Raw genomic sequence first — 26,261 nt, 5'->3', positions numbered from 1 at the left:
GTTCCTCGGCCGATGCGTGACGCAGCGATGCGTCCCGGCCGATGGCTTCCAACAATTCAATCGTGTCTGACATGTGTTTCCCCTGTTTCCATTAATCGTAATGCAGCAGCCGATGGGTCTGGCACGCGGATGCCCTGCGGTCATGAGCGTGATGAAGCATGGTGACGACCCTATTCAAAGATCGTTCCCCATCATTGCGTTTGTCACCTCATGCGAGGGCGTCTGCCTTGTGTAGCTTGTCCAGCGCATCCAGTCGTTCTTGCATGGCGAGGTTCGGCTTCAAGGCTTCAGCTGGCGGCAACACCACCGTTTCCTCCGCGGTCAGCGGAGCATGGGGCAGATCGCGCAGGGCGAGGCGGCGGATACGTGGTTTCTCGATCGGAAGCGTCGCCCCTCGGTAGATGATCACCTCGTGGTCGAGCGGATAGTCCCGACTCAGCAGGTCCACCAGCACCTGCCGGTACGCCGATCCGGTCTGGAAGCGCGCCAGCGACCGATCGCCAACCAGCCCGACCTGCCACAGCACCAGATAGCCGGCGGGATCGATGCGTCGCTCATAAAAAAGCAGCTGGCTGGCCTCGAAGTGCTGGCACCCGAAGCGGCCCGGATCGATCCCCAGGTCGGCGTAGAGACAGTCCTCGGCGGATATGCCCGGCTCCATATGCGCCGCGAAACCCTCGGCCCGGGCGACCTGGATGGCCTTGTGCGGAGACCAGGCAAAGATGCCGGGATGCCCGTAGAACACGCCGCAGACGCGTTTGCCGGCACGCACTTCGGCCATCATCAGCTCGACCCATTGCCGATAGGTCTTCAGCCGCGACTTGCCCTCCTGGTAGTAGGGCTGAAGGCTGCGCACATCCGAATGCATGCGCTGCAGCCACATCTCCACGACGCTATCGGAAAGCCCGGCGAATACGACGTCCGCCTGCTCGATATGACTGCGTGCCAGCGGCGTGAGGTGGGAGCCCAGGGTCATGCCCATGCCGACGCAGGCCAGGCTGCCGCGGCGGACGTTGTTCGGTGGCAATAGAGGGAGTGCTGTCATCGGCCGATAGTAGGGCAATTTCCGGGGCAAATGACCGGGTTGCCAGCCGTGGGTGGGGCGGCCAGATCCCGCCCGGCCGGCCGAGTGGGCCGGTGCCGCACCTGTTGGGAAGTGAGCGGGTGCGGCTACCAAAGGCGCTGGGTCCCGGCGTTCGCCGGGACGACGGTGAGGGGCCTGGGTGTTTGCGGTGTAGCCAGCGCTGCGGGCGGCTGGCTACCCGCATGTCGCTAGGGTTTCACGAACTTCAGCGTCATGCGGTCGGATTCGCCGATGGTCTTCATCTTGGCGTGCTCGTCCTCGGGGCCGGCGAGGTCGGGTGGCAGGCGGTGGACGTTGATGTCTTCGGGGTCGTTGGGGTTGGCATTGACCTGCGATACGCCGGCGAGACGGAAGCCGTTCTTCAGCGCCACCTCGATCATGTAGTCCTCGGAGATGCGATGCAGCGCGCCGGCGGTTACGTGTGGGTCGCCGAAAGGCTTGGCGCGATGCTCCTCGATGCCGAGCACACCGCCGGGCTTGAGCACTTCAAACGATGCCTTGAATACGGATTCCATTGTGGCCGGGCTGTCGATCAGCCAGTCGTGCGTGTTGCGAAACGTCAGCACCATGTCCGCTGAGCTCTTCGCGCCCAGGCTCACCTGATCCGGTGGCGCAAACGGTATGACCTTGGTGATGCGCCCGTACACGGTAGGGTCCGCCTTCAGCTTGGCGGTGAATTTTTCAGCCTTCGGCGACGCTGCTTCAATCAGATGGCCGCGAGCGGCGAGATAAGGCGCGAGTATTTCCGTATACCAGCCACCGCCTGGCGACAGTTCGATCACGGTCATATCGGGGCGAATGCCAAAGAACTGCAGCGTCTCCACGGGATGACGGTAAGCGTTGCGCGCCTTATTAGTGTCGGAACGCCAGCTGCCATCTGCAGCCTGTTGCAGTGACACTTCCGTGGCGGCAGGTGTGGTGGCCTGGACGGCGGCCGTGACCAAAAGCAGGGCAGGGAACAGGGCTAACAACTTGCAGGTTCGCTGGAACATGGCTCGGCTCTCCTTACGTGAACTTCATAAAGCGTACGCCGAAACCCGCGCCGCGGAGAGAGGTGCGCCATGTGAATCAAGTGGCCACGACCAAGCGGTGTCTTTTCAGCACATACGCGGTTATCACGAAATGTCTGGCAGTTTGCAGCCCGAGGGGCGTTTTACGAAGCTGTCTGATCGTAGTGGATTGCAACCCTTAGGCATGGCGTGCGCACCTGGAAGGTTGTTTATGCGCCAGGAATTGGCTCGATTCGCAAGGGAGATCATTTCGACTGTTGGGCATCCGCCATGATGCTCGGCCCGCACAGGCGAACCCGGCTCGGATGGCACGGCATGCTGTGGCTCGTCGCCATCGCCGCCCATGCGCAGACGTCGGCGCCTACGCCGCATTTCGAGATCCGTCACATCGAGGTGCAGGGCAGTTCGCTTATCCCCGCGGAACGACTCAATGCGCTAGTGGCGCCCCTGGTGGGCGCCGATCGCACGATCGCTGATCTTCAGCGCGCCCGGCAACAGATCGAGGACGAATACGCCAGTCGTGGTTATGGTGCTGTACGCGTCATTCTGCCGGAGCAGGAGATACACGACGGCGAAGTGCATCTGCGTGTGATCGAAGCGCGACTCGGGCACGTCAGCATCGAAGGGAACCAGCACTTTGATCAGGCCAATGTGCGACGCAGCCTCCCCGCATTGCGCGAAGGTGAGCCGCCCCAAACGTCTGAACTGGCCAAGGAGCTTCGGCTCGCCAATGAGAGCACCACCAAGCAGACGGTGGTGACGCTGGCAGCCGGTGAGAGCGAAGACCTGATCGACGCGCATGTGCAAGTGACCGACGAACGGCCGTATCGCTTCGCGCTCAGCATGGACAACACCGGCACACCGGAAACGGGGAATCTTCGCGTTGGTGCCGGCTTTCAGGCATCCAATCTATTTAACCGCGATCAAGTGCTCAACCTGCAATACGTGACGGCTCCCTACGAAGAGGATCACCCGAACCGCTACGCGTTACCGCCCGACGATAACGTCAAGATTTTCGGCGGCTCGTATCACATTCCACTGTACGCGCTTGGCGATTCCATCGATGTCATCGCCGGCTACGCAAACGTCGATTCCGGCGTCGTGCAAAATGTGTTCAACGTGACCGGCGCCGGACGCCTTTATCTGGTGCGCTACAACCACGCTTTTTCCGCCTGGGGAAGTTGGCAGCAGAGGCTGACATTTGGCCTCGACGTTCGTTACTACGAGAACAGTGTCGTGCCCATCGGCGGAACAAGTACGCTGGTTCCCGATTACAAGCTGCAACCGATCAGCCTCACTTACGCAGGCGTGCGCCAAACCGGGGCTTCCGAACTGAGTGCCGACGTGTCGCTGCTGCACAACGTTGCCGGAGGAAACAAGGGCAATCAGGCCGCTTTCGATGCCGTCCGGCCGGGCGCGGAACCTCATTACACCGTGTGGCGCGGGGATGTCGCTTATCAGCACACGTTGCCGTACGGCATGCGATGGCAGGGGCGCGCCTCCGTACAGTATTCCAACGACATGCTGTTGCCCGGTGAACAGTTTGGCATCGGCGGCGCGGACAGCGTGCGTGGCATGTACGAACGCGAACTGGTGGGGGACAAGGGCGCCGGCGCTTCGCTGGAGCTTTATTCGCCGGATTGGGGTGGCGATGCGTCGTCGCAGCACGGATGGCACGCGCGGATGCTTGCCTTTGTCGATGCCGCGCGGGGCTGGACGAACCACCCCCAACTTTTTGAGCGCGGTGCATTCACAGTCTGGAGTCTCGGGCCGGGCGTGCGCGTCACGTACGGCAACCGTTTCAGCCTGCGCTTCGATTACGCATTTATCCACCCACACGATGACACGCTGGTCCGGCGAAATTCCGGGCCAAGTGGGAGCATTATCTGGGTGTTCTGAGTCAGCGCCGCGAGGCGACGAAGCCTTCGCGGTTGCCACATCGAGGAGGACGCGACATGGTCCACGTCAGCGACGCGCGCCGAGACGATCATCTTCAACAGGCCGCCCAGGTTCGGCGGCAACTTTCCCTGCTGCGCCGTACCGCATTGTTCACGGTGCTTGTCACCTGTCTTGTCAGCGGTGTGGCCATGGCCAACCCCAAGGGCGGAAAGGTGGCGGCTGGCCAGGCCAGCATCTCAAGCAATGGCCAGATCCTGACAGTGACAAACACACCAGGCACGGTGATCAACTGGCAGCAGTTTTCGATTCAGCCGGATGAGGTGACGCGTTTCATCCAGAGCAATGCCGCGAGCGCGGTGCTCAACCGTGTCGGCGGAACGAGCGCGTCGATGCTGCTCGGCCAATTGACCTCCAATGGACGGGTGTTTCTGATCAACCCCAATGGCGTTACGGTGGGTCAGGGCGCGGTGATCAACACGGCGGGTTTCGTCGCATCAAGTCTTGGCTTGTCCGATGAAAATTTCCGCTCAGGCAAATTCAGTTTTGCCGATACATCCGGCAAGGCGGGCGATGTCGTCAACCACGGCAGTATCACATCCACTTCGAATGGATCGATCTACCTGATCGCCCCGAATGTGGAGAACGCCGGCGTCATCAATGCGCTGGGCGGTGAAGTGCTGTTGGCTGCTGGCCATCGCGTGGAGCTGGTGTCGGGGGCTGCACCGGAACTTCGCGTGGAATTGTCATCGTCGCAGGATGGGCAGGCACTCAACGTGGGCCAGGTGCTGGCCGATGCCGGCAAGGTCGGCATCTTCGGCACGCTGGTGCGCAATGCCGGCACGGTGTCGGCGAACAGTGCGCGTGTTGATGCAAGCGGCAACGTTGTCCTCAGTGCGTCGCAGGATCTTCTGCTCGATGCGGGAAGCATTACTGAAGCAAAATCCTCATTGGGTGCGGGCGGTGGCGTTACGCTGCTTGGGCATCGCGTCGGCGTGCTCGATGGCGCTACGGCAGACGTCTCCGGTGCAATGGGCGGTGGAACGCTGCTGGTCGGTGGCGATTTGCACGGCGCGAATCCGAATGTGCGAAACGCATCGGCAACGTATGTTGCACCGACGGCAACGCTGCGTGCCGATGCGATCGGTGCCGGGAACGGTGGCAAGGTGGTGGTGTGGGCCGATGGAAGCACACGCTATCTCGGCAGCATCTTTGCGCGCGGCGGATCGTTGTCGGGTGACGGAGGCAATGTCGAGGTCTCGGGAAAGTCGGATCTGAGCTTTGCCGGTGCCGTTGATACCTCGGCGACTCATGGCCGTTCGGGTTCGCTGCTGCTGGACCCAACCAACATCACCATCGTGGCCGGCGCGACGCCTGCGCCACCAAACGCGAGCGACGGGCTCTGGGCGTTCACCGAAGACACGGGAAACCAGAGCATTGGCGCGGACTACATTCTGTCGCTACTCAATACAACCAATCTGACGTTGCAGGCCACCAACGATATTACCGACGGCGCCGCGATGAATTTCACGGGAAGCGCGGATCGCACGCTGACCATGCAGGCAAACAACAACTTGTCGATCAACCAGCCGATTACGGTCGGCAGCAGCGGTGCGCGGCTCAACTTGTTGTTCGCCGCCGACGCGGGCAACAGCGGCGCAGGAACGCTATCCCTGGCGTCGAACATCAATACGCGCGGCGGCTTCTTCACCGGCACTGGCTTCAACATCAGCAGCACGTCCGCTGGCACGATCACCACGAATGGCGTTGCCATCGGGCGCGCCGGTGGGAACATCGGCCTAACCGCGTCGCCAGGCGGTACGGTGAATATGGCGGGCGCCATGAGCACCAATGGCGGCGGCTCCAGTGCGGTCAACCCCTCCGGCAGTGACGCTGGCTCAATCTCCGTTGGTGGCGGTTCCATCACGCTCGGCGCATTGACCACGCACGGCGGCACCGCAGTCGGCACCTCAGGCGCCCATGATGGTCATGGCGGCGCCATCACCATCACCAACACGAGCACATCCACGGCGTCGACAGTCACGCTCAATGGAAATATCGACACCACCTCCGGTGGCTCGGGCGGAGCCGGTAACGGCTCCAAGAGTGGCGACGTCATCGTGCATGGTGGGCTGGCAGCCATCGTGCTCAATCAAAGCATCAATGCCACCGGCGGCTCGGGTGACGATGGTGGCAATGTCACCATCGACGGCACCAATTCGCTGGTGCAAGCCGTGGCCAAGTTCATCAATACCTCGGGTGGCGTGGCGTCGGCTATCAACGCGGCTGACCCTGGTGCAGGCCTTGGGCGCAATGCCGGCAACATCATGGTGTCGGCGGGCAGTGCATCGTTGCAGCAGATCATCGCCCAGGGTACGAATGCGGCAGCAGGGTCAAATCGCTCAGGTGGTAATGGTGGTGTGCTCAATGTGACGGCCAACTCCGTGACCTTCGGCTCCACCATTTCAACAACCGGTGGTGCCGCCGACGGCAATGGCAACGGCGGCAACGCTGGCGCTGTCGCGATTAACGCGAACGGCGCTTCACCCGCTATTAGCTTCACGGCCGCCGCTGGCGCGACCGTGGATACGCGTGGCGGAGCCAGTGCCGGAAGCGGTGCGGGCGGTGCCGGCGGCAACGTCACGCTTAATGGTGCGACAGCAACCGGTGGCAATCTCAGCATCGCTACCGCTGGCAGCAACGGCGCAGCGGGCGGCAACGTGGTGTTCACTTCTACATTGGACAGCAGTAACGGAACGCCACGTGCGGTGACGGTCGATACGGGCGGTCTTGGCGATGCCACATTCACGGGCAACGTTGGTCAGACGTCTGCGCTAGGCGGCTTGAATGTGAATGCCCGGAACATTGCACTTGGCGGCGGTGTGCGTACGGTTGCCGGCACGCCGCAGGCGGGCGCTGTTGTGCTCACGGCGGCAGGCACGCTCGGCGTGGCCGGCACGATCGACACGAGTGCGGCAAACGGCAACATCACGTTGAGGGCAGGTGCCGGTTCCATCGGAACCTTGAACACGCCGGTGGCGGTCAATGGTGGCACTGGCGTGGTCAGCGCCACAACGTCAGACAGCGTCGGCAATATCAACATCAACTCGCTGGGCCCGTTACAGCTGGGCACTTTGTCGACCAACCCTGCGAGCCGACAGGACATCGAGATTTTCAGCAACGGAAACCTCACCGTGCTCGATGGAAGCAACAGCTTTGCGGGCGACACGCTGACGCTCAATGCGCGCGCCAACACGCTCACCGTGCAGAATACGAACTACGACATCGGCATCAACGGTGGGCTTTGGCTCGTTGGCAATGAGATCAACCTCACCGGCGGGGCAGGGTCGATCCGCGGCGGGGCGTTTGCGCCGGTGACGCTGGAGCCTTATACGCTGACCCAGTCGATGAATATCAACGGTGCGGACACCGGCCTGGCGACCACGCTCGATCTCACGCCCACCGATCTGGCGGCGCTGCAGCCGGGCTTCTTTGCCTGGTTTATCGGCAACTCTGCCGGCACAGGGCTGATCACCATTCATCAGGTGAACCTGCCGGATGCGGTGACTTTCTACAGCGTTGAACCAGGTAGCGCCGGGTTCAACATTGTTGGCCCGGTCAATGCCCTGGGCGACCACATCGCGTTCAAGACCACGGGCGTGCTGACACAAACCGCGCCTGTGACGGCCAACGGTCTCGATGTGTTTGGGGCCGGCGGTGTATACAACTTCACCCATGCGGGCAACAACGTGCGAAGGATCGCAGGGGATACCGGTAACCTGACCTATGCCGGTACTGGTGACGTGTCCATCGACACCGTCAATGGCGATTTCGGTCTCACTACCAGCATCGATCCTCGGATTGTCGTCTCCGGAAACCTCACCCTCAATCAGCCCATTGTCGCTGCGGGTAGTGGGGATGCGGTGGTGCTGTCGGGCGCCAACTTCATCAACAACGTCGGTGCGGCGGCGATATCCACGCCCAACGGCCGCTGGGTGATCTACTCGAATGCCCCTTCGACGAACACGTTTGGCGGCCTTGCCAGCGGCAGCAAGCCGATATGGAACGCAAGCCTCGCGACACTTCCGCCACCGAACATACCGGCGGGCAATCGCTACGTGTTCCTCACGCCGCAGACGCTTACGTTTACGTCCACCCATGCGAGCAAGGTCTACGGTGACGACGCAACCGGAGCCATTGCCGGCAACTATGCCGTGACGGGCTTCAACACCAACACCTACGGCGGCGCATTTCTTGCCGATGATGCGAGCGTGTTCAGTGGTGCACCGAGCGTGGCATCCAGTGGCGCACCGGCAACCGCGGTGGTTTCAGGCTCACCGTATGTCATCGATATCAGTGCGGGCACGCTTGCTGCCCTGACCGGGTATGCCTTCACCTTCGATTCCGCTGGCGCGCTTTCCGTGTTGCCGCGCGCGCTCACTGTCGTTGCCGATCATCTATCCAAGATCTATGGTTCGTCCGATCCCTCTTTCACCTACACCGTCAACGGGCTAGTCAACGGCGATGGATTGAGCGGCGTGCTTACCCGTGCGCCGGGTGAGACAGTGCCTGGTGGACCGTACGCCATCACGCAAGGCAGCCTGGCTGCAAATCCGAACTATGCACTCGCATTCACGGACGGGCAGCTCACGATCACGCCCAAGCCGATTGCCGTGGCCGCTGACCATGTGACGAAGGTGTATGGATCGCTTGACCCTGCTTTCACTTTTTCGGCGAGTGGACTTGTCGGTAGCGATACGCTCACTGGATCGCTTGCGCGCACGCCCGGCGAAACGGTGTTGGGCGGACCGTACGCGATCACACAGGGGGCGCTAGCCAACCCCAACTACGCCATCAGCTTCACCGATGGAACCCTTGTCATTACACCCAAGCCAATCCATGTGACCGCTGACTCGCTGAGCAAGGTGTATGGCTCAGCCGATCCCGCACTTACCTATGCGGCGAACGGATTGGTCGGCAGCGATATCCTGAGCGGCGCGCCTGCGCGTGCGCCCGGCGAAACCGTACCCGGTGGACCCTATGCGATTACGCAAGGTTCGTTATTCAACCCCAACTACACCATGACCTTTGTCGATGGACAGCTCGTCATCACGCCAAAACCCATCGACGTGATGGCGAACAGTGCCTTCAAATTCGAAGGCGGTGCCGATCCACCGTTGAGCTACAGGGTCGCCGGGTTGGTGCCGGGCGACATGTTGATCGGACAGCTCGCTCGCGCCTCCGGCGAGGCAGCGGGCGTGTATCGCATCACTCCTGGCACGCTCGACGACAGCAATAACCCCAATTACCTCATTGCCTTCACCGATGCGGCTCTCGCAATCAGCTCGCTTCCGCCGAGAGCGGCCAACAGCACCGTCGCCGCGGCTGTCACGGACGTAGCCGACGACACCTCAAGCGGCAAGGCCACCAACGTGCCGCCACGCTCATCAAGCGATTGTCTGGTCCGAGCCGAGACGAGTGTTGAAGGAAGCACCTTGTCGGCCTTGCAGGGCCAGCTCAATCACGCCGCGTGTTCCGGTCGTGCGTTGCACCACTGATGGCCGCCAATACCCTGGTCGTCCTTGATAGCCGAATCGCTTCATCAACTCAGGTCAATTTTGTTCCAGACATTATCGTTCCTGTTCAAGAAGCCTATGCGTGGGTGAGGGAGCATGTGCCTCCCGACCAAGAGGCCGCGCTATGTTCACATCGATTTCACGACGACTGGCCGTTTCCACGGTTTTGGCTTTCGCTGTCTGCGGCATGGCCGTCGCCGGAAGCGATGAAGCGAACCCGTCGCAGCTGGTGGACTCGCTGCACCAGGCTTTCGGCAAGCATCACGCTCGCGCGGTTCATAGCAAGGGCGTGTTGCTGGAAGGGGAATTTCAACCGGACGCCAATGCACACCTGCTAAGCAAGTCACCGTTGTTTGCCAAAGACAAGGTGTCGGTGATCGCCCGGTTTTCCGACTTCACGGGCCTGCCGGAAATTCCGGACAACGCACCAGAGGCAAACCCTCGCGGGTTTGCGGTGAAGTTCAAGCTGCCCGACGGCAGCACGTCGGACATCGTCACTCACAGCTTCAACGGCTTTCCGGTGGCGACGGCGGCGGAGTTCGGTGAGCTGATGCGGGCCATAGGTGCCAGCGGCCCCACGGCCAACAAGCCCACGGCCATGGATACGTTTTTGGCCGGGCATCCCATTGCCAAGACGTTTCTCACGACGCAAAAGCCCGCCCCAGTGAGTTATGCATCGCTGAGCTATTTCGGCGTCAACTCGTTTGCATTCACCGATGCGGCAGGCCACAAGCAGTTCGTGCGCTATCGCTTTGTGCCGGTGGGTGGCGAGCATCTGCTGGATGCCAAGGACGTGGCCGCCAAGTCGCCCAATTACCTGGTGGATGAAATCGGTGGGCGGGTAGCCAAAACGCCGGTGAAGTTCGAATGGTATGCGCAGATATCCAGTGCGGGTGACGCCATTGCTGACCCTTCGGTGGCGTGGCCGGAGACGCGCAAGCTGGTGAAGCTCGGCACGATCACCCTGACCAAGGTGGTGACAGACCAGGCCAGTACCGACAAGACGCTGATGTTCACGCCCGGCAATGTAACGGCAGGCATCGAGCCAGCGGACCCGATGATCGGCGCACGCACCGCGGCTTATCCGATTTCCTTCGCAGAGCGCCAGTAAGGCGCGTGACCAGGATCCGATAACGTCATGTCACTCACTCTTGTTCCCGAAAACACACTTTTCACTGCCACGCCTGAAGAGGGCAGGCAGCTTGCCATCAAGATGGCGCGGCTCATCATCAAGGCCACCCAGCCGGACGATGCCGTGCGTTCGCGCCTGCGGGACGTCTATGCGAACGATGCGAGCATGCTGATACAGGTAGGGCAGGTGGTTGCCACGGAGTTTGCGACCATTGCGGCGGCCAACAACTACTGGCGTGCCTGAGTCGGGCCGCGCGGCGGTAAAGAGGCGCAACCTCTTTACCACTCGCCTGCATCAATGACCATTGCGCCAGGCGCCCGGACCCATACCCATGCGTGCGCGGAATGTGCGCGTGAAGTGGCTTTGATCCGCGAAGCCACATGCCAGCGCCACGTCTGCGAGTGACAGGGATCGATCGCGCATGAACTGGATGGCGCGATCGATGCGCCGCTGCATCAACCACTGATGCGGAGAGCAGCCAAGGCTTCGGGTGAACTGGCGCACGAACACGCTCGGCGACAAACCGCAGGTGGCAGCAATCTCGGCGAGTGAAATGCCACTGGCGATCCTGGCATTCATCACTTCGAGCGCGCGGCGTTGGCGCCATGGCGCGAGACCGCTGCTAGGCGACTGGACTTTGGCGGCGCCATCGCCGTAGGTGGCAACCAGGTGACTGCATATGGCAAGCATCACGTGGTCAGTGAATAGCTGATTGGCCGGTTGGTTGGCCCGCACTGCCGGCAGCAAGCACTGTCCGAGATGGAAAAGTATCGGGTCGTTGAGGTAGTCGCCGGCGCCGAACACAAGTCCTTCCACTTGTGGTTGGCCAAGCGCTTGTCCCACTTCCGTCAGCGCCTGTCGTGGCACATAGAGTTGCAGCGAATGGAACGGGTCCCGCATGAAGGCAACGGGGTCGCTTCGCAAGTCGCGAAAGGCCACCGTGCCCTTGTCGAAAGGCTTGACGGAAACAGGGTTTCCATCGACCCACAACTCGTGCCTCACCATGCCCTGCAACTGAAGGCCGACCAGATACGCATCGTCCCTGGGTATGGGAACGGTCATCCCATAGTCGATGCCGTCAAACCACACTTCAGTGGCAGCAAGCACATGGCCTTCCGTCGTGCTCGAAAGCAAGGTCGGCGGATTGCATTGCCGAAACGTCTTTCCCAATCCCTCACCGAATGCACCACGCCGCATACGCCAAATGCCCTCCTTCGGATGGGAACGACATACTGCCCACGGCTGACATCACCGGCCGCTTTCCTTTCACAAGCCGTCGACGCATCGCTGCAGTGAGCGCGGCACCAGCATAGTCCACATGGCGCATGCCAAGCCTGAGAGGTTTCTTCAGGACGCGATCGAGTCCGCATCGATGCCGGACCCGATGCGGACTGACAAATTCAGGAAGGATGTGTTCAGACCATCCCTGGCAGATCCACATGACCGCTAGTCATCCAGGCTACCCATGGTCAAGTTGACGGTAGTGCCAGTCATTCCGCTCGCCTTGTCCGAAGCCATGAAGACTGCCACGTTAGCTACCTCTGCCAGCGCCATGACCCGTCGCGAGTGAGTCATGCCTGCGAGAAACCCTTGGAACTGTTCCCAGGTCATTCCCGATTCCTTTGCCTTGAGTTCGTAGACTTCCTTCATCGTGGCCGTCTCCGGCATGCCATGGGGCCGCAGGCCGACCACGCGAATGCCATGGGGTGCAAGCTCGGCGGATAGATCTCGAGTAAGAGCCTCTTTGGCAGCTTGCGCCGAACCGTAGCCCCCGTTCGATGTGGTGCCTTTGCGCGAGGGGAGTGCGGTGATGGTCATGATCACTCCCGATTTGTTCGCAACCATCCGCCGGGCCGCCAGGCGCGCGGTCAGGAAATAGGACGTCGTGTAGGCCGCGATCGGCAGCGAGAATTGCGCGGCGTCCAGTTCGATCAGCGGCACACCCACAACTTTCGAACTTGGAATACCCACCGCGTTGAACGAAATGTCGACGCGACCCGCTTTGTCGATGACGGATTGCAGATGCTTGTCCACCGCCTGCTCGTCGAGCGCGTCGACTGCCGCCGCCTTGGCGGATCCGCCAGCGGAAGCGATATCCCTGGCGAGCGCCTCGATCGGTGCCAGGACACGACCAGTGAGAAAAAGCGTGGCTCCCTCGCTCGCAAAGGCGCGTGCAACAGCGCTGCCGATCGCACCTCCGGCTCCGTAGATCACTGCCACTTTGTCTTTCAGCATCATCGGTGGTTCCTCCTTCATCAGTAGTCGGTATCTGGGTTGTCAGATCCGTCGTTGATGCAGACACCGCGACGAGGGGAAACTGGGCGCTCACCGACCGCCCAGTTTGTCCCTCGGCCGGTGTCCACACGGGATGGAGGTGCGACCATGGGCGGGAAGAGGGCGATGCGATGCTGAGCGTGATGACTACCGACCTGATCTCAAGGGCGCGGGCCGGCGACGGTGATGCGTTTCGGGAGCTGACCGAGCCGCACCGCCGAGAGTTGCAGGTGCACTGCTATCGGATGCTCGGATGCTTGCAGGATGCCGAGGACGCTCTCCAGGACACGCTGCTCACAGCGTGGCAAGGCCTCCGGGGGTTTGAGGGACGTGCCTCGCTGCGCACATGGCTCTACCGGATAGCCACCAACCGTTGCCTCAACGCGTATCGCTCGGCCAGCCGACGACCCGCCAAGGAATGGAGCGCTCCAGGGATTGAACCGCCCGAGCCGACCCGGCTCGGCGAGGTGGTATGGCTTGAGCCGTTTCCGGACGCTCTCCTGGACGGTGTGATCGACATGGCGCCTGGCTCGGAGGCCCGCTACGAGCAGACTGAATCCATCTCGCTCGCCTTCGTGACCGCCCTTCAGGTCCTGCCGCCTCGTCAGCTCGCCGTTCTCATCTTGCGCGACGTCCTAGGGTTCCACGCAAAAGAAGTGGCCGACATGCTGGACTCGACGGTCGAATCGGCCAACAGCGCGCTCAAGCGGGCGCGGGCCAGCCTGAAGCATCGACCGCAGCCCGCTGCTGATCGCGAGCCGCCTTCCACCTCCGACTCAGCGTTCGAGGATGCGGTCGTGGCGAAGTTTGTCAGCGCGTACGAGTCTGCCGACCTCGACGCGCTGGTGGCCCTTTTGACAGACGACGTATTCATGTCGATGCCACCCATGCCACTGGAATACGTGGGCCGCGACGTCGTGGGCCGCTTCTGCGCCATCATCTTCCGTGCGGGCCGGCGGTTCGACCTCGTGCCGACGCGAGCCAACGGCCAGCCGGCATTCGGAGCGTATCTGCGAGGCCCCGACGGCATTCGCCACGGGGCCGGCTTCATCACGCTCACCCTTGCTGGCGACCGGATCTGCGCCTTGAGCCGCTTCGAGAACAGCGTGTTCCCATGGTTCGGGTTACCGCTATCTCTCCCGAGCCGATAACAAGCCTCCGAGGCGCGGGACCATCGTGGGGTCGGCAAAGTGGGTCGGCAACGAAGGTGACGATGAAATGACTCAATCGCTCGCCAGACGCTCCACCATCAGGTCAATCAATGCGCGGAGGCGTGCCAGCTTTCGCATGTCCCGGTGGTAGCCGATCCAGGTATCACGCGATGGCGGGTCTTGCTGCAGCGGTATCCGCTCGATCCCTTTGGTGGCGTCCCCCAGCGGACGCGGCAGTACCGCAAGCCCCACGCCTTGCGCACACAGGCGCGCATGGATGTCGCGCGCATTGCTGCGAAAAGCAACGTTCGCATGGGGAAACAAGCGTTGCAGCCATGGCACGTCGGGCATGTCGCCAAAGGCCGCATCCATGGTGATCAGCGACGCGCCGGTGCCGTCGCCGGGCTGCGGATGGCGCCTGCCTTTTCGAATATAGAGCCCGTATGGCATGTGCAGCAGCTTGCGTGAGACCACGTCCGGTTCATCGAACGGCTTGATGCGAAACGCCATGTCCGCCTCTCTGCGGGCAAGGCTCAGGAAACGCGTGTCGGTCAGCAGTTCGATGGTCACCTGCGGATGAAGGCGTGAGAACTCGGCCAGTACCGGTGCCAATACGTGCGCACCGAACCAGTCGGAAGAGGTGATGGTGAGCTGGCCGTCGAGCTGCTGTTCCTGGCCGGCAAGCGTGCGCTGGAATGCCAGCACCTCGTCTTCCATGCGCTCCGCATGTTGATAGATCATCGCGCCTTCATCGGTGAGCACGAAGCCGTCGCTGGTTCGCTGCAGCAGCGTGTATCCGAGGGATGCTTCCAATGCGCGAAGCCGCCGACCCATGGTGGGCTGGGTCTGCCCCAGTGTCCTGGCGGCGGCGCCCAGCGTTCCTTCGCGCACGATGGCCAGGAAGATTCGTAGATCGCTCCATTCCATACGTGGCACCCCGTTTCTGATGGCGCGCCCTTATCGACGGCTGCTGTTTTGTATCATGCATTTATGCATGGAAGAAATGCATTTGATTTTGTTTTCATGCATATATGACTGGCGTAGTTTGTTCAGCAGTTGAATTGCCGAGGAACAAGCCATGACGCACGCCGACACCATGCAAGCCGCGATTCTTGAGCGCCACGGGGCCGAATTTCGAAACGCCGCCATCGCCCGGCCCGTGGCGGGCCCAGGCCAGGTGCTGGTGCGTATCCAGGCAAGCGGGGTCAATCCGCTGGATCTGAAAATCCGCGCCGGTGCCGCAGGTCACGCCAGGCATCCACTGCCTGCCGTGCTCGGCATCGACCTGGCCGGCGTGGTGGAAAGCGTCGGCTCGGGCGTCACGACGTTTCGGCCCGGCGACGAGGTGTACGGCATGACGGGTGGCGTGGGTGGCGTGCAAGGTTCACTGGCGCAATTCGCCGCCGTGGATGCTGCGCTGCTTGCACTCAAACCTGCCCACTTCAGCATGCGCGAAGCTGCTTCGCTCCCATTGGTGTTCATTACCGCGTGGGAAGGGTTGGTCGACCGCGCGCACGTGCAGGCTGGGCAAACTGTGCTGGTGCAAGGCGGTGCCGGTGGCGTAGGCCATGCGGTGATCCAGCTTGCGCGCGCTTTCGGCGCCAAGGTATTCGCCACGAGTTCGGCTGCGAACGCCGAGCTGTTGCGTTCGTGGGGCGCGACGCCAATCGACTATCGCTCCGTGGCCGTCGAGGAGTATGTGGCCGAACATACGAACGGCCGCGGCTTCGACATCGTCTACGACACCGCGGGCGGCGAGAGCCTGGACGCTTCGTTCAAGGCCGTTGCGCGCTTCGGCCACGTAGTCAGTTCATTGGGCTGGGGAACACATGCGCTTGCGCCGCTGTCGTTCCGTGCTGCTACCTACTCAGGTGTCTTTACGTTGTTGCCGTTGCTGACGGGTGAAGGCAAGGCGCATCACGGTGACATCCTGCGCCAGGTAACGGCGCTGGCCGAGTCGGGGCAGATCGCGCCGAACGTGGATGCGCGGCGTTTCGATCTTTCGTCGGTGGGAGACGCGCATGCATGGCTGGAGAGCAGGCAGGCGCGGGGCAAGGTGGTTATCGATATCGCGGAGTGATGCGCGAGACAGGAGTGGCGCCCATGAATCGCTTCGATGGTGTCAGGGCTGCCCGTCGCGCCTGATCAATTCAAGAAAGCGCACCCCAAAGAAACAGGGCTGACGACCTGGCAGGCCGTCAGCCCTGTGACGATGGATATCAGGAAACGAAATCGCCGAGGATCACTCCTCGGTATCGTCCTCTTCTTCCTCTTCCTCTTCGTCTTCTTCCTCGTCTTCCTCGAATTCGGCCAGTTCTTCGACGCGCAGGAAGTTGGCGACCTCATCGGCAAAACCAACGCGCTTGCCATCGACACGCATGGGGCGGACATCGCGGCGCTTGGCGTCGTTATCACCCGACTCCACCAGCGCAAAGCAGACAAGGGCCTCGGCGCTTTCGTCACCATTCTGGTCGTCGTAGACAGCAACCCAGCCGGTGGCAGGCATGATCTGGATGATGGTTTCTTGCTTGGACATAACGCTTCCGCTTGGCTAAAACGCGCAAGATTGCCCGGCGCCAAACGCGACTGCAAGCGAAGTTTTTTTCCGGCTGACGGGACCGTGAGCCAATACCGATCCGGGGCCGGCTTCCTGAGTGGACTTGCACGCCGATTTTCCGTGGCCCCGGCGGGCCATGCCGGCATCACCTAATAGCTGACCACACCACGTTCGCGCCCCCAGACCACAGCCGCGCTGCGTCGATTGACGCCGATCTTGCCGTACAACGTTGCAACATGGTTACGCACGGTGTTGCGTGAGAGTTTAAGGATCGCTGCCATGTCCTCATCACTGTGGCCCTTGCATATGAGCACCAGGACCTCTTTCTCACGCGGCGTCAAATCGTCCAGTTCGAAGGTCGCCGCGCTTCCGACGCCTGCGTGTCGGACCTGCGCCAGCTTCTCCATCACTGTTCTGCTGAACCAGGACGTGTCTTGCATCACGGCGTCGATGGCCGAGATCAAGTCCATCTCCGATCGCTTGCGCTCGGTGATGTCCTGCGCAACGAAGAGAATGCAGGCCTGGTCCTGGATGACGACAGGCTCGGCAGAGAGCAGGCAGTCGATGACGCCCCCTTCGCGCGTATGCAGAGGAATTTCCATACCTCGGACAGCTTCGTGCGCGTTGAGTTTGGCCATGAGTGCTCGATAGGGCTTCAGGTCGTTCCATAGATCGACCTCCGTGATCGTTTTACCCAGGATGTCATCCGCTGCATGCCCGGTTACGGTCGAAAATGCCGCGTTGACCTCGATGATCTGCAGGTCAGGCAGGGCACAGACCATCATGGGTACCGGGGCCAGCCGGAATGCTATGGAGAAACGTGCCTCGCTTTGGCCCAGCGACATTTCCGCCTTCTTGCGCGCATCAAGATCGATAAAGGTGAAGAGCATGCAGCTCTCCTCGTCGATCTCTATAGGCTGCCCGGCCACGATAACGAATTTCTCGTCGCCATCAGGCAGCCGTAGCACCGCCTCCCTCTGCGTGATCGTTCGGGACTCTTGAAGGCACTCAATCGCCTCCTCGCGATTATCGGCGTTCTCCAGTACGTCCAATTCATACATGGAGCGATCGATCACCGCATCACGATCATGACCGGTCATTTCGAGAAATCCCTGATTGACCTTGATGTATCGGAAATCCGATAGGCGGCATATCAGTGCGGGCGCTGGATTGGCGTTGAACGCTCTTTCAAAGCGTTCTTCAGCATTGAACCGATCGGTGACATCCTGCATGACCAAAACCATCGACTCTCCCGATCCCGCCGAATTGGTCAAGATCAGGCTGCGCGTCTGATGGATGCAGAAAAACTCATCGTCGCCGGTTTGCGTTACCTGGACGACCACGTCGCGGAACAGCTCGCCAGCAAGCACCCGTTCGATTGGATACTGCGCTGCTTTCAGCGCGTGGTTGTTCCGGTACTTGAGGGCGAACTTCTTGCGATACCGCGTGGCGTCGGCACCTAGATCGGCCAATTCCTTGACACCGTGTATCGCCAGCGCCGTTTCATTCGCCCAGACAATCGAACGATCCGGATCGATAAGCAAAATGCCTTCGGTGAGCCCGGCGACCAATTGCTGGAGCTGGAGTCGATCGACCTTTGGCCTGGAAGTCGTTGCGCCCATGGTTACCCCACCAGCACGTCGCCTGATTAAGCACCTTACTGCAAATGCGCCGTAAAGCCGCATCGCTCGCCGGAAAAGAATACTAGTTCAACTAGTGCAGCTTGCTCTGGTCGTCATCGTCCCCGACTCGTAGGTTGAGTTCACCACCGACAACGCGGTGGGTTTTCTGATCAACGGAGATAGCGATGAATACGACACAGCAGCCCGACCCCAGTCGCTCACCCGAGCGCAAGCCGACTCCGACGCACCGCGATGACGACAAGAAGCATCCCGGTCAAGCCAAGCCAGACCATCCGGATCGCCAGGATGATCGCGACAACGGCCGCGACACGCCGCAGAAGAAATAAGGTGCCGGCCAACCCGGTGATTCAACTCTGATGAGGAGGTTTTATGCGATTGCGTATCGCGTTTCCTGCACTTGCCCTTGTGGGGCTTCTTTCACTCGGAAGTTTGGTTAATTCCGGGCAAGCGGCCCATGCCGCCCCTTTCCAGGACAGCTCAGATCGTTCGAGCCAGCCCACGACGGATACATGGATAACCACCAAGGTGAAAGCCGAACTGGCCTCCACCGATGGTGTGAACAGCACCGACATTTCGGTCACCACTGTCAACGGCGAAGTCACGCTGACTGGCGTTCTCGCCAATGACGTCGCCATCAAAAAGGCCGTTGCTGTGGCCAAAGGCGTCAAGGGCGTAACGAAAGTGGATGCGTCAGGGCTCAAGAGCAAGGGTTAGCCAACGACTGCCGCGCTAAATACAGCGAGGCATGCACCAACCGATGAAGAGGTATCAGGCATGAACGAAGACAAGATCCAAGGCCAATGGAAGCAACTCAGCGGGAAGCTCAAAGAGAAGTGGGGAAAACTCACCGACGACGATCTGAAGGTCGCTGAAGGAAATAGCGAATATCTCGCCGGAAAATTGCAGGAGCGCTACGGCATCGCCAGGGACGAAGCAGAGAAGCAGATCAGGGAATTCGATAGAAACCTGTAATCACGTTGTCGGAAGGCGGCGGTCATGCCGCCTTCCCGGAGGAGGCCATATCCATGAGGAAGTACCTTCTTGCGTGGCTGCTGGGTGTCCCAGTCGGCCTACTGGTTCTTATCTATTTCTTCACCCACCTGTGACAGTGCTCTTATCAGGGAAGAACCTGGCCATGGCCAGGACAGGCCAAGCGTGTTTCGGTCCGACCCATGCATGAGCATGGCTATTCGGCCTGGGACGAACATCAGCCTTCGACGACTGGCCCGCGTTTGGCAATATGATCGCTTTAGCCATCGGGTGGCCCTTCGCGCGCCAGGTTGTCTGGAATGTGCGGAGATCGTGATGTCCTTGCAGTAACGGGAGCAAAGTCATGGTCAAAGTCGCGTTGTTCGTTCGCCTTGAGGCGAAACCCGGAAAGGAGAAAGAGGTTGAAGACTTTCTCTTGAGTGGCCTTCCCCTTGTGCAGGACGAGCCTGCCACCACGGCGTGGTTCGGCATTCGCATGGGGCCTTCGACCTTCGGTATTTTTGACGTGTTTCCCGATGAGGCGGGCCGGCAGGCGCATCTTTCCGGCAAGGTCGCGGCGGCGTTGATGGCAAAAGCCGATGAGTTGTTCTCCCGGCCACCATCCATCGAAAAGATTGATGTCCTTGCGGCGAAGCTGGCTGGCTAGGTACAACGGGCGATGCGATGCGGCAAAAGGCTGAGGTTTTGCCTCAACCCGCAGCGACGCGGCAGCCATGTCGCCCGGGTGGCCAAATGAGCTGGACGTGGTTCACGTCATGACTGCTGTATCCACGGGTCGTCCGGCCAGCCAGAACGCGAGATTCCTGACGTAGCGCTCGATGGATCGCTGCGCTTCGGGTGCGTGCGCAAGCCCATCACTGGGCGGCTCGGTGACAAAACTCGGCGCACCCTTCGAGGGGTCCCAGTTGTAGTCAACGAAGTGGTGGAAGGTGGACTCGGCAATCGCAGGTCCGCCGTCTGACGATGGCTCAAAGGCCACCACCAGATTGAATTCCGTTCCACTGAGCTTGCTGCATCCCGTGGCAATGACGCGTGCGGTGGGATCGTTCGCTGGCTTGCCTACGGCGCCTTCGTGCGGATGCGATGGCAAGGAATGCACCGCGCCACTGGGTGAATCCGGATCGGTCAGCACTGCATGCAGCGGGCCATTCGCCTTGATGTGCTGAAAATCGCCGTTGGCACCGGAGTGATAATTGGGCCATTCGATGCTCATGGTGAATGTGTCGTCCCTGTGATGGCGCGACACATCGGGATCGGGATTCTTGCTATGGAAGAAATGCGCCGCACCCACGCCACCCAGCGTGCATACCGAGGAGCCGAGGTCCATGTGGTCGCGCGTTACGAGCAAACCGCCCCCGCGCTGACGAAAGCGTGAGATCGCCTCGCAGTCTTCCGGGGTGAGACCGTCGCCCATGTCGACGGCAAATAGCCACATTTCGTCGAATGACATCGCATCGAGTTGCGACAGCACGCTGTCTGGTGAGCCGGGCGGATCGCGGTCGCGCGCAACGACTTCGAATACGTTGTCACCGGCAGCATCGCGAAGGTTGGCGAGATAGTCGCGCAGAAGGCTGAAGCGACCAATGTGCCAGTCGTCGACGAGGGTGGGTATCGTCGTCTGCAGCAGGATCCTGGTTGGTGTGGCCATGATGAGCCTCCGGTCAGAAATTGCGTGGCATCGGACCGAGCTGTGGCGATCAGACGATCGCGAAAATCAAACATGATTTCGTCGGCGTGGAACCCGCCCTAATCCTCCGGTGGACCGTTGTTCTCCATCATCGGACGCTACGTGTGATGAAAATGAGTGGTCGAGTGACGATCCGGTGAATCGTCGCCGCCACCCATCTGTCCACAGCGACGACAGGTATACGGGGGAACCCTAAGGTCTCAGGAACGGTTCTCGGGGATGACGGTTTACGGGCGCTACGACTGCGCCGACAGACACACAAAGCCGCCGCGCGTCTCCCGCGTCTCGGCGGCTTGATGTGGATATCAGAAACCGAAGGAACTCAACGCCGGATGGTCGTCAGGGCGGCGCCCGAGGGGCCAGTGGAATTTGCGCTCCGACTCCGCCATGGGCCGGTCGTTGATGGAGGCGCGGCGGTTGATCATGAGCCCGGCGTCATTGAACTCCCAGTTCTCGTTGCCATAGCTGCGGTACCACTGCCCGGCGTCGTCGTGCCATTCATAGGCAAATCGCACAGCAATGCGATTGCCGCCGAAGATCCACAGTTCCTTGATCAGGCGATAGTCCAGTTCACGGTCCCACTTTCGCCTCAGAAAGGCCTTCGCAGCCTCGCGACCGTCAATGAACTCGGCGCGGTTGCGCCAGTGGGTGTCCTGCGAATACGCCATCGAAACCCGCTCAGGATCGCGGCTGTTCCAGGCGTCTTCCGCCAGTCGCACTTTTTGTGTGGCGGTTTCGGCAGTGAATGGAGGGACGGGTTGACGAATTTCCATAAACACCTCGACTTGCAGTGTGAGAATGAATGTGGACAGATCTGTCTACATGATCACGCTAGCGTATGTAGACAGACTTGTCTACCATCTGGGCATGCCTGCCAAAACTGTTCCAAAGACTTCGCCGCCGTCGGCTCGGGATCGGATCCTGCAAACCGCGCATGACCTTTTCTATCAGGAGGGCATACGGGCGACGGGTATTGATCGTGTCATCGCGGAAGCCGGTGTGACAAAGGTGACTTTCTATCGCCAGTTCCCGAGCAAGAACGATCTTGTCCAGGCGTTTCTTGAAGTCAGGCATGAGCGATGGATGCAATGGTTCGTTGATGCCTTGCGGCGGCATGCCTCAGATGGTGGTGACGGTCTGGACGCCATCGTCGATGCCCTGGCTGAGTGGTTCGCCAAAAAGGAGTTCCGTGGCTGCGCCTTTATCAACACGGTGGTGGAGCTGGGGGAAAGCGTTCCCGGCCTTGTGGCGACATCGCGCGAGCACAAGCTGGCGATGACGGAAGTCATCAAGCATCTCCTTCCACCATCAGCCGATCGGGAGTCCGATGCAACGGCTGTTGCCATGGCTATCGATGGCGCCATCGTCCGCGCCCAATATGCAGAAAAGCCTGAAGAGGCGTTGGGTGCTTTGAGGCGACTTCTCCAAACGTTTCGGCAGCCACGCTGAATAGTGACGTTCGCGCCAGTGGCCGTGTCGCATCTGGCTGCGCGCGGGTATGTCGCGCGCGAAAGATGCGATCACCGACACTGCTCGAGCAGGTCGTGGTTAGCGACTGGGCAAAGGACCGAAGAACATCGCCTTGAGTCGGTCTCCGCCGATTAGCCGGGCCAGCTCCGCGAATACGCAATAGTTGGCGATCAGTGTCACCAGCAGGATCTGGACGGCCCAGAAGCGTGGCCAGTTGAGCTCGACAAGCAGCTGATGGTTGGCGGCAACCAGACTGGGGGCTTCCTTCCAGTAGTCGTACAGGTGCTCGAGGTAGTGCACAAACAACGCCACCAGCGTGTAGATCAGTGTCTTCCAGCCGGCATTCCATATCAGCGGCTTTTCGGGAAAGCGATTGATGAATGGCAACATGTTCGCGAGCAGCACGGACTTGCCAAGAATCAGGGCCGCGATCGTGACGGAGGCTGACGTTGGCAACGAGATGCCGGTGCCACGGATCATCAGCGCGCGAATGATCGCGACCAGATGCAGGATGACGAAAAAGAAGATCGTCGGTGGAAGCATTTCCAGGAATTCACGTTTGATCGTGGCGGTCAGCTTGCTCATGCTTTCCTCCGGGTACCGTAGGTTTCACCAGCGTCCGAACATCCCATCGATCTGGACGATGGCACGCCGATGCCAAATGACAGCTGTGGCGTCGCACTGAGGTGTGCACGCAAGCCGCCCCAACCAGAGTAGAAGCCCGGATCCCGTTGGGAACCAGCGCAAATGTACGCGGCCGCGCTAGGTAGTTTTACGGAAACGCTCGAAACTAGCGTCCGGTATCGACGGGTCTTCGCGCTCAACTGTGGGCGAGCACTCCCGCCAACACCAATCCTTGCTCAGGTCGTGTCGGCAGGAATGGTACCGAGGTAGGCCTCTGCTTCCTCAGCGGGCAGGGCGGGTGCGAAGTAATGTCCTTGCAGCAGGTCGCAGCCCATCATTGCCAGAAGCGCTGCCTGTGCTTGTGTCTCCACGCCCTCGGCCGCCACCTCCATGCCCAATTGATGAGCGAGCGTGACGATGGTGTTGGCAATGGCGACGTCCTTGGTGTCCCCTGGCAGGCCATTGACAAAGCTCTTGTCGATTTTCAGTTTGTCTATCGGGAACTGTCGAAGATAGGAGAGGCTGGAATAGCCCGTGCCAAAATCATCCAGCGACAAACGCGTGCCCAGACTCTTGAGTGCGGCCAGTGTGTCCCTTGTTCGAGTCACGTCCTCCATGAGGGCGCTCTCCGTCATTTCGATTTCCAGCATCGTTGCGGGCAGCCCGTGCCGTTCCAATGTTTCGCGAATGTTTTCGGCCAATCCCGCACGCATCAGCTGTTGCGCCGACACGTTGACCGCCATGACGAATTGACGGTGCCCCAGGTCAAGCCAGGCGCGGGCCTGGCGACACGCAGTGTCCAATACCCAGGCACCGATCTCTGGCATGAGCCCGAGCGCTTCGGCTATCGGAATGAAACGCGCGGGTGACAAGGCGGAGAGTGGGCTGAAATTCCAGCGCAGAAGTGCCTCAAAGCCGACCAGGCCAAACCCGCTCGAGCGGTGCTGAGGCTGATAGTGGAGCTCAAACTGTTCGCGCTTGATGGCGTCCTGCAGGCGAGATCCGAGAGTGACTCTGTCCTCTAGTTCCACCATTTGAGCGATGGTTAGTTCAGAGAGCTGATCTCGGCCGTCCCTCTTGGCCTGGATCATCGCTGCTTCGGCGCGGCGCAACAGGTCTTCCGATGAGTGGCCATGCTCAGGGAAGTGGCTTATGCCCACGCTGGCGGTCAGTAACAATCGGTAGTCCTGTCCTTCCAGAGGTTCGGCCACAGCGCGGCGTAGACGTTCGGCCAGCTCGCGTGCGGCTGGTGGTTCGAAACCGGCGACTGCGATCGCAAACTGGTCTCCGGCGATGCGCGCGAGGCGGCCGCGGTCCCTGAGGGTGGCCTGCAAACGCATGGCCAGGCGCTTGAGCACGTCGTCAGCGGCGAGATGGCCGATGGATTCGTTGACCACCTGAAAGCGATCCAGGCCAATCACAAGAACCGACACGTTGCCGGTCGTCTCGTGCAGCATGGCTTCAAGATCACTTTCGAACAGCAGATGATGCTGGAGCCCGGTCACCGAATCGTGGGTTGAGGCATAGGCAAGCTTTGCTTCCACAAGGCGACGCTCGGTGATGTCGCGCGCAACCGCATAGAGCAAGCCGTCGGGTGCCGCAAACGAAACCCACTCCAACAAGCGCGTGCTGCCATCCTTACATACGCAGCGTCCCACGAATTCATGAATCCGCCGCCCCGTCTCATTGAAAGTGGGGGCGAGATCCCCTGAAGCCTCGTCGCGCTCTTCCTGAAAGAACTCCCGATAGCTTCGCCCGGTCAGGTCTTCTGCGTCGTATCCGGTTAGCTTTTGCAGCGATGGGTTGAACTGGATCAGCCGTTCCGTGGTTGGATCGATGATGCAGAACAGTTCGAGAGACATTTCGAAGAAACGATCGCGCACTCGCAGGCGATGGATGAGCTTGGCGCTTTCCATCGCCACGCCGGCAATGGGAACCATCTGGTCGATGGTTTCAAGCTCGTCAGCGCGTGGATAACGTGGTTCGCGGTAATACACCGCGAAGGTGCCGAGCACTCGGCCATCGCTGCCGAGCACCGGGGTTGACCAGCACGCCTTCAGCTCGTGGCCCAGTGCCAGCGATTTGTAGTCAGTCCAGTAGGGATGCGTCGCAATGTTGGCCACCACGACACGTTCGCGGCGCCACGCCGCGGTGCCGCATGAGCCGCGACCGTCGCCGATTTCCAAACCGTTCAAGCAGGCGCTATAGGCCGGTGGAAGACTGGGAGCCGCGCCATGAAGCACATGCGTGCCGCAGTCGTCGAGCAACAAGATGGAGCATAAGGCGCCGGGATTGAGTGCCTCATGCAGTCTGGCAATGCGTTCCAGACTTTCCGGCAGCGGGTGTTGCGCAGCGATGCCCACCAGGATGTCATGCTGGCCCAGGGCCAGTTGCCGTGAACGCTTCTGCTCGGTGATGTCCTGGCAGGCGACCAGCACGCGTGCTGCGTGTCCGAGGCTGTTTGATTGAATCAGCCCGCGACTGTAGAGAGTGCGAACCGCGCCATCGGGCTGGATAACCTTGCCTTCGAATTCGAAAGGTCGGTGATCGGCACAGGCCTTTTCTATGAGCTTCGCGATGCGCGCCCGATCATCCGCATGCCATAGCGAAAGATAGCTGGCGAGGGTGGACTCGCTCTGCTCGCCGTCGAGGCCGTAGATGCGGCGCAGCGCGCTGGACCAGATGACCCGATCGTCGTCGACATCCCATTCCAGGCTGCCGACGTGCGCCAGTTCCTGTGCCTGGGCCAACATCCGCCGATCGGTCCATGGTTCGTTGTCGGCGAAACGCGTGTCGCTGATATCGTAGAAATAGATGGTCAGCCCATCGTTTGACGGATAGATCCGATTTTCGAGGCGTCGATTGCTGGACGTGTCCAGAACTTCAATGGACATGGCCCGCTGATCTCTCATCGCCTTTTCATAGGCGAGGCGAATCGGCTGGCGGATGCCCGCTGGCAGCTCGGTCCAGACCTGCTTGCCAATCAGATCCGCGGCTTCACGCCCGAACATGGCGCAGGCGCGGGTGTTCACGTAGGTAAGGCGAAAGTCCTTGTCCAACGCGACCACGACATCGGTGACGCGCTGAAACGCCCGATGCAATCTCGCCGTGCCTATTGTGCCGCCCATATCGCGCTGGACCCCTCAAGCAAGATCTTTGGCTGACGG

22 protein-coding genes are annotated in these 26,261 nt (G+C 60.7%); 11 read left to right on the top strand and 11 right to left on the bottom strand.

Annotation, left to right across the window (positions count from 1 at the left end; all coding sequences use genetic code 11):
• Nucleotides 1-208: 208 nt before the first annotated feature.
• A complete protein-coding gene (locus AC3CBN_RS18925; protein WP_488634535.1) occupies nt 209-1,045 on the bottom strand; it encodes an SAM-dependent methyltransferase in 837 nt (278 codons plus the stop codon).
• A 227-nt stretch (nt 1,046-1,272) separates the two neighbouring features.
• Nucleotides 1,273-2,076, bottom strand: coding sequence for a class I SAM-dependent methyltransferase (locus AC3CBN_RS18920; protein WP_488634534.1), 804 nt, complete (start codon nt 2,074-2,076; stop codon nt 1,273-1,275).
• A gap of 333 nt (nt 2,077-2,409) precedes the next feature.
• Here AC3CBN_RS18920 and AC3CBN_RS18915 point away from each other — a divergent pair, with 333 nt between their 5' ends.
• From AC3CBN_RS18915 to AC3CBN_RS18900, 4 genes are all read left to right on the top strand, one after another.
• Complete coding sequence (locus AC3CBN_RS18915) at nt 2,410-3,993, top strand: ShlB/FhaC/HecB family hemolysin secretion/activation protein (RefSeq protein WP_488634533.1); 1,584 nt, start codon at nt 2,410-2,412, stop codon at nt 3,991-3,993.
• A gap of 56 nt (nt 3,994-4,049) precedes the next feature.
• Nucleotides 4,050-9,548, top strand: a complete 5,499-nt coding sequence (locus AC3CBN_RS18910) for an MBG domain-containing protein (RefSeq protein ID WP_488634532.1) — start codon at nt 4,050-4,052, stop codon at nt 9,546-9,548.
• 142 nt (nt 9,549-9,690) lie between these two features.
• On the top strand, nt 9,691-10,677 hold the full coding sequence (locus AC3CBN_RS18905) for a catalase family peroxidase (protein WP_488634531.1): 987 nt from the start codon (nt 9,691-9,693) through the stop codon (nt 10,675-10,677).
• Between the two features lie 27 nt (nt 10,678-10,704).
• Entirely contained in the window at nt 10,705-10,941 is a 237-nt protein-coding gene (locus tag AC3CBN_RS18900; RefSeq protein ID WP_488634530.1) for a hexameric tyrosine-coordinated heme protein, read from the top strand.
• A 51-nt stretch (nt 10,942-10,992) separates the two neighbouring features.
• Here the strand turns inward: AC3CBN_RS18900 and AC3CBN_RS18895 are convergent, their stop codons facing one another.
• On the bottom strand, nt 10,993-11,805 hold the full coding sequence (locus AC3CBN_RS18895; RefSeq protein WP_488634529.1) for a helix-turn-helix transcriptional regulator: 813 nt from the start codon (nt 11,803-11,805) through the stop codon (nt 10,993-10,995).
• 339 nt (nt 11,806-12,144) lie between these two features.
• On the bottom strand, nt 12,145-12,936 hold the full coding sequence (locus AC3CBN_RS18890) for an SDR family NAD(P)-dependent oxidoreductase (RefSeq protein WP_488634528.1): 792 nt from the start codon (nt 12,934-12,936) through the stop codon (nt 12,145-12,147).
• Nucleotides 12,937-13,115: 179 nt separating this feature from the next.
• On the opposite strand from AC3CBN_RS18890, the gene AC3CBN_RS18885 reads away from it, so the two are divergent.
• Nucleotides 13,116-14,123, top strand: coding sequence for a sigma-70 family RNA polymerase sigma factor (locus AC3CBN_RS18885; protein WP_488634527.1), 1,008 nt, complete (start codon nt 13,116-13,118; stop codon nt 14,121-14,123).
• Nucleotides 14,124-14,195: 72 nt separating this feature from the next.
• Here AC3CBN_RS18885 and AC3CBN_RS18880 read toward each other — a convergent pair whose 3' ends face one another.
• Nucleotides 14,196-15,050 (bottom strand): LysR family transcriptional regulator, encoded by an 855-nt coding sequence (locus AC3CBN_RS18880; RefSeq protein WP_488634526.1) that lies wholly within the window; start codon nt 15,048-15,050, stop codon nt 14,196-14,198.
• 151 nt (nt 15,051-15,201) lie between these two features.
• Between AC3CBN_RS18880 and AC3CBN_RS18875 the strand changes: the two genes are divergently transcribed.
• Nucleotides 15,202-16,203 carry a zinc-dependent alcohol dehydrogenase family protein gene (locus AC3CBN_RS18875; protein ID WP_488634525.1) on the top strand — a complete coding sequence of 334 codons (1,002 nt, stop codon included), beginning with the start codon at nt 15,202-15,204 and terminating at the stop codon, nt 16,201-16,203.
• A 162-nt stretch (nt 16,204-16,365) separates the two neighbouring features.
• On the opposite strand, the gene AC3CBN_RS18870 is transcribed toward AC3CBN_RS18875, so the two are convergent.
• Both AC3CBN_RS18870 and AC3CBN_RS18865 read right to left on the bottom strand, forming a co-directional pair.
• Nucleotides 16,366-16,659, bottom strand: coding sequence for a hypothetical protein (locus AC3CBN_RS18870; protein WP_488634524.1), 294 nt, complete (start codon nt 16,657-16,659; stop codon nt 16,366-16,368).
• A 170-nt stretch (nt 16,660-16,829) separates the two neighbouring features.
• Complete coding sequence (locus tag AC3CBN_RS18865; RefSeq protein WP_488634523.1) at nt 16,830-18,302, bottom strand: PAS domain S-box protein; 1,473 nt, start codon at nt 18,300-18,302, stop codon at nt 16,830-16,832.
• Between the two features lie 185 nt (nt 18,303-18,487).
• Between AC3CBN_RS18865 and AC3CBN_RS18860 the strand changes: the two genes are divergently transcribed.
• From AC3CBN_RS18860 to AC3CBN_RS18845, 4 genes are all read left to right on the top strand, one after another.
• Nucleotides 18,488-18,649, top strand: coding sequence for a hypothetical protein (locus AC3CBN_RS18860; RefSeq protein ID WP_488634522.1), 162 nt, complete (start codon nt 18,488-18,490; stop codon nt 18,647-18,649).
• 43 nt (nt 18,650-18,692) lie between these two features.
• Nucleotides 18,693-19,037: a BON domain-containing protein gene (locus AC3CBN_RS18855; protein WP_488634521.1), complete on the top strand. Its 345-nt coding sequence runs from the start codon at nt 18,693-18,695 to the stop codon at nt 19,035-19,037.
• Nucleotides 19,038-19,097: 60 nt separating this feature from the next.
• Nucleotides 19,098-19,295, top strand: a complete 198-nt coding sequence (locus tag AC3CBN_RS18850; protein ID WP_488634520.1) for a CsbD family protein — start codon at nt 19,098-19,100, stop codon at nt 19,293-19,295.
• Nucleotides 19,296-19,656: 361 nt separating this feature from the next.
• Nucleotides 19,657-19,959: a putative quinol monooxygenase gene (locus tag AC3CBN_RS18845; protein ID WP_488634519.1), complete on the top strand. Its 303-nt coding sequence runs from the start codon at nt 19,657-19,659 to the stop codon at nt 19,957-19,959.
• Between the two features lie 102 nt (nt 19,960-20,061).
• Here the strand turns inward: AC3CBN_RS18845 and AC3CBN_RS18840 are convergent, their stop codons facing one another.
• A complete protein-coding gene (locus tag AC3CBN_RS18840; protein WP_488634518.1) occupies nt 20,062-20,961 on the bottom strand; it encodes a hypothetical protein in 900 nt (299 codons plus the stop codon).
• Between the two features lie 344 nt (nt 20,962-21,305).
• On the bottom strand, nt 21,306-21,773 hold the full coding sequence (locus tag AC3CBN_RS18835) for a nuclear transport factor 2 family protein (protein ID WP_488634517.1): 468 nt from the start codon (nt 21,771-21,773) through the stop codon (nt 21,306-21,308).
• Between the two features lie 49 nt (nt 21,774-21,822).
• On the opposite strand from AC3CBN_RS18835, the gene AC3CBN_RS18830 reads away from it, so the two are divergent.
• On the top strand, nt 21,823-22,449 hold the full coding sequence (locus AC3CBN_RS18830) for a TetR/AcrR family transcriptional regulator (RefSeq protein ID WP_488634516.1): 627 nt from the start codon (nt 21,823-21,825) through the stop codon (nt 22,447-22,449).
• 99 nt (nt 22,450-22,548) lie between these two features.
• Here the strand turns inward: AC3CBN_RS18830 and AC3CBN_RS18825 are convergent, their stop codons facing one another.
• Nucleotides 22,549-23,055, bottom strand: a complete 507-nt coding sequence (locus tag AC3CBN_RS18825; protein WP_488634515.1) for a hypothetical protein — start codon at nt 23,053-23,055, stop codon at nt 22,549-22,551.
• Nucleotides 23,056-23,330: 275 nt separating this feature from the next.
• On the bottom strand, nt 23,331-26,222 hold the full coding sequence (locus tag AC3CBN_RS18820; RefSeq protein WP_488634514.1) for a bifunctional diguanylate cyclase/phosphodiesterase: 2,892 nt from the start codon (nt 26,220-26,222) through the stop codon (nt 23,331-23,333).
• Nucleotides 26,223-26,261 lie beyond the last annotated feature (39 nt).

It is taken from the genome of Dyella sp. OK584 (genome assembly GCF_057787755.1).
Note: the sequence above shows the minus strand (reverse complement) of the source record. Positions and strands in the feature narration are given on the sequence as shown.